At 70.9% G+C, this 4,247-nt stretch carries 4 protein-coding genes; all 4 read left to right on the top strand.

Going from position 1 to position 4,247, the window contains the following annotated elements; translation table 11 throughout:
• The first annotated feature begins 292 nt into the window (after positions 1-292).
• From rsfS to ACFQ4O_RS15600, 4 genes are read left to right on the top strand one after another with little or no spacing between them, the layout of a single operon-like run.
• The gene (gene rsfS / locus ACFQ4O_RS15615; protein ID WP_378776972.1) at positions 293-676 is read left to right on the top strand and encodes a ribosome silencing factor; all 384 of its coding nucleotides are present in this window, start codon (positions 293-295) and stop codon (positions 674-676) included.
• 18 nt (positions 677-694) lie between these two features.
• The gene (gene rlmH / locus ACFQ4O_RS15610) at positions 695-1,177 is read left to right on the top strand and encodes a 23S rRNA (pseudouridine(1915)-N(3))-methyltransferase RlmH (protein ID WP_378776970.1); all 483 of its coding nucleotides are present in this window, start codon (positions 695-697) and stop codon (positions 1,175-1,177) included.
• A gap of 58 nt (positions 1,178-1,235) precedes the next feature.
• Positions 1,236-2,519 (top strand): murein hydrolase activator EnvC family protein, encoded by a 1,284-nt coding sequence (locus ACFQ4O_RS15605; RefSeq protein WP_378776968.1) that lies wholly within the window; start codon positions 1,236-1,238, stop codon positions 2,517-2,519.
• On the top strand, positions 2,519-3,847 hold the full coding sequence (locus ACFQ4O_RS15600; protein ID WP_449289003.1) for a S41 family peptidase: 1,329 nt from the start codon (positions 2,519-2,521) through the stop codon (positions 3,845-3,847). Before ACFQ4O_RS15605 ends, ACFQ4O_RS15600 begins: the two co-directional genes overlap by 1 nt.
• Positions 3,848-4,247 lie beyond the last annotated feature (400 nt).

Below are 4,247 nucleotides of genomic sequence, written 5' to 3'. Positions count from 1 at the left end.
CGGGGCGACTCGCCCGCGCGCGGCTGCCCGAACGCGCCGCGCCGCGGCTCGCGGACGCCCGTCCTCCGGCCTGGATCCTGCTGCACGACCGCCGCTCGGGCCTGTCGTCCACAGCCTTGCGCGCCGCCGTTTCACGAACGTGACGGCCTGAAACGCCGCCAGGACGCGGTTCCGGTTGAAAAAACCCCGCCGAAACCATTAATATCGAACGGTCGGAGATGTCTCCGGCCTCGAGAGGACGGCAGACGGGAAGGAAAAACCCCTGTCCACCATAGCGCTGAAGGAGACGCCCGTGACGGCGGCTCACATCGGCGTCGGATCGCCCGCTGAGGCGAACCCGGCGCTGCTTCATCTGATCCTCGACCTGCTTGACGACAACAAGGCGGAAGACACCGTGGTCATCGACCTGCGCGGCAAGTCCGCGTTGGCCGACGAGATGGTGATCGCCACCGGCCGTTCGAACCGGCATGTGGGCGCCATCGCCGACAAGCTGGTGGAGGAGCTGAAGACCAAGGGCTTCGGCAAGGCCGTGGTCGAGGGCTTGCCCCATTGCGACTGGGTGCTGATCGACGTGGGCGACGTGATCGTCCACCTGTTCCGCCCCGAGGTGCGCGCCTTCTACAACCTCGAGAAGATGTGGTCCGAAGGCCGGCCGGTGGAGGGCGCGGTCTCCTGACCGCTCGCCTCTGACCTCATGCGCGTCGTCGTCGCGGCCGTGGGCCGTCTCAAGGCCGGGCCGGAGCGCGAGCTCGTGGCGCGCTATCTGGAGCGCGCCGGCCAGATGGGCCGGGGCGTGGCGCTCGGCGCGCCCGAGGTGATCGAGCTCGATGAAAGCCGCGCGCGCCGCCCCGACGACCGCAAGCGGGACGAGGCGGCCGCGCTCGTGGCGGCGCTCGACCCCAAACTCCTGATCTACGCGCTGGACGAGGGCGGACGGTCGCCCTCGAGCGAGGCCTTCGCCGCCGATCTCGGCCGCCGCCGCGACGACGGCGCGGCGGGCGTGGCCTTCGTCATCGGCGGCGCCGACGGGCTGGCGCCGGACTTCCTCGCCCGCGCCGCCGCCCGGCTCGCCTTCGGCGCCATGACATGGCCGCACCAGATCGTGCGCGTGCTGCTGGCCGAACAGCTCTATCGGGCGTCGACGATCCTGGCCGGACACCCCTATCATCGGGTCTGACCGCGACCGTGCGTCGTGGTTGACGAAACCTTAACGAACCGCGCCCTCAATCGATCGCATGACGCGCCGCCTGTTCGCTCTCGTCCTTGCCGCCTGCGCGTTCGCGCCTGCGCCCGCGCGCGCCCAATCCACGCCGGAGCCCGCGTCCGAGGCGGACCCCGCCGCCGGCCAGCGCCGTGCGCTGGACGAGGCGCGGGAGAAGCTGCGCCTGTCCGACGAGGCCCGTCAGCGCATCGCCGCCGAAATTGAGGCCATGCGCGGCGAGCGCGGCAAGCTGCAGGAGGCGCTGGTGGCGTCCGCCGCCGCCATCCGGGAGCGCGAGCCGCAGGTGCAGCAGCGCGAGACGCGCCTGTCGGAGCTCGGCGAATCGGAGCGGCAGCTCAAGGCCTCGCTGGAGGCCCGCCGGGGCGTGCTGGCGGAGGTGATCGCCACGCTGCAGCGCATGGGGCGCAAGCCGCCGCCGGCGCTTCTGGTGCGCCCGCGCGACGCGCTGGAGGCGGTGCGCTCCGCCATCCTGCTCGGCGCCGTGGTGCCGGACATGCGCGCGGAGGCCGAGGAGCTCGCCTCCGATCTGCGCGAGATGGAGCGGCTGAAGACCCTGATGACGGGCGAGCGCGACGCGCTTGCGGGCGAGATCGCCCGGCTTGGCGAGGAGCGCGCCCGCGTCGCCGCCCTGATGGAGGAGCGCCAGCGCCAGCTCGGCCAGCGGCAGCAGGATCTTACCGCCGAGGCCGGCCGCTCCGAGGAGATCGGCCGCGAGGTGCGGGATCTTGAGGCGCTGGTCGGCCGTGTGGAGCGGGAGATCGCCGAGACCCGCGAGGCGGCCGAGAAGGCCGCGGAGGACGCCCGTCGCCGCGGCGATCTGGCGGCGCTCGAATCGGCGACCCGGCTCGCGCCCGCCGTGCCGTTCGAGCAGGCGCGGGGCAAGCTGCCGTTTCCGGCGGCGGGGCCGCGGCTCGTGTCCTTCGGGCGGCCGAACGGTCCGGCCGGCGCGTCCAAGGGCGTGTCGATCGGGACCCGGGCCGGCGCGCCCGTCAGCGCCCCGTGCGACGGCTGGGTGGTCTACGCCGGGCCGTTTCGATCGTACGGCCAACTCTTGATCCTGGACGCGGGCGGTGGCTATCATGTCCTTCTTGCGGGAATGGATCGGATCACCGTCGGCCTCAAGCAATTCGTGCTGGCGGGAGAGCCCGTCGCCACGATGAGCGGCGATCCGTCGGGCGCAGAGCAGGCCGCCGGCGCATCCCGGCCCGTCCTCTACGTCGAGTTCCGCAAGAACGGCGGCGCTATAGACCCATCGCCTTGGTGGGCCGGCGCCCCTGGCGAGAAGGTGGGCGGATGATGCGTAAGGTTTCCCTGGTTCTGGTGGGCGCGGTGTTCGGCGCTTCGGCCGCCGGCATGGCGCTGCAGCCGAGGGCCTTCTTCGGCGCCCCGGCGGAAGCGGCCGGCAACGCCGACACCTACCGTCAGCTCAACCTGTTCGGCGACGTGTTCGAGCGCGTGCGCGCCGACTACGTGGAGAAGCCCGAGGATTCGAAGCTGATCGAGTCGGCCGTCAACGGCATGCTCTCGGGCCTCGATCCCCATTCGAGCTTCATGGACGCCAAGGCGTTCAAGGAGATGCAGACCCAGACCTCCGGCGAGTTCGGCGGCCTCGGCATCGAAGTGCAGATGTTCGAGAATCAGGTCCGCGTCGAAGGCGCTATCGACGACACCCCGGCCGCCCGCGCGGGCGTGCGCGCCAAGGACATCATCACCCATCTCGACGGCCAGTCGATCTCCGGCCTCAGCCTCAACCAGGCGGTGGAGAAGATGCGCGGGCCGGTGAACACGCCGATCGAGCTGACGGTGAGCCGCGAGGGCGCGGCCGACCCGGTCAAGATCAAGATCGTGCGCGACATCATCCGCATCCGCTCGGTGCGCTCGAACGTGGAGGGCGAGGACATCGGCTACATCCGCGTCAGCCAGTTCAACCAGCAGACCTTCGAGGGGCTGAAGAAGTCGCTCGACGATTTCGACCAGAAGATCGACAAGTCCAAGCTCAAGGGCTACGTGCTCGACCTGCGCAACAATCCGGGCGGCCTGCTCGATCAGGCGATCGCGGTCTCCGACGCCTTCCTGGAGCGGGGCGAGATCGTCTCCACCCGCGGCCGCAATCCGGACGAGTCCCAGCGCTTCAACGCCCGCCCCGGCGATCTCGCCAAGGGCAAGCCGATCATCGTGCTGGTGAACGGCGGCTCGGCCTCGGCCTCGGAGATCGTGGCCGGCGCGCTGCAGGACCACCGCCGCGCCACCGTGCTCGGCACCCGGTCCTTCGGCAAGGGCTCGGTCCAGACCATCATCCCGCTCGGCGGCAACGGCGCCATCCGGCTCACCACGGCGCGCTATTACACGCCGTCCGGCAAGTCGATCCAGGCCAAGGGCATCGTGCCCGACATCGAGAGCGTCCAGGAGATTCCGGAGGACGTGAAGGGCAAGGACGAGACCAAGGGCGAAGCCGGGCTGAAGGGCCACCTGAAGAACGGCGACGACGAGGCCTCGGGCTCCTCGGCCTATGTTCCGGCCGACAAGAAGGACGACAAGCAGCTCAACTACGCGCTCGACCTGCTGCGCGGCATCCAGAGCAACGCCAACTTCCCGCCCTCGGGCAAGTCGTCCAGCGCCAACTGAGCCGCGCGCCCTTCGAGGGCGTTCGACACGACGATCCGCGGCCGCCGGAGGCGAAAGTCTCTCGGCGGCCGCCTCGCGAATCCGTTATGCTCCGGGCGCCGCACTGACGATCCATCGACGGGAGAGCGCGCCATCCGCGCAGGGCTGACGTGACGCACGAGGATCTCGAACGACCGATGCGCGGGCGCCGTCCGCGCGCCGCGCCTCGGTTCGGTCGCCGCGTCGAGCCGATGAAGCTCATCGCCGCCGCGACGCTGGCCCCGGTCGTGATCGCCATCGGCTGGTCGCTGCTGGCCTACGATCCCTTGGGCGGCGAGCCGACGGCGGAGGTCGCGATCGAGCGGCGGCTGGCCCAGGCGCCGGCGGCGCACGACACGCCCGCCGTGGCGTCCCCCGAACA

The sequence above is a fragment of the Methylopila musalis genome (assembly GCF_042679725.1).
Classification (GTDB): Bacteria; Pseudomonadota; Alphaproteobacteria; order Rhizobiales; family Methylopilaceae; genus Methylopila; species Methylopila musalis.
Note: the sequence above shows the minus strand (reverse complement) of the source record. Positions and strands in the feature narration are given on the sequence as shown.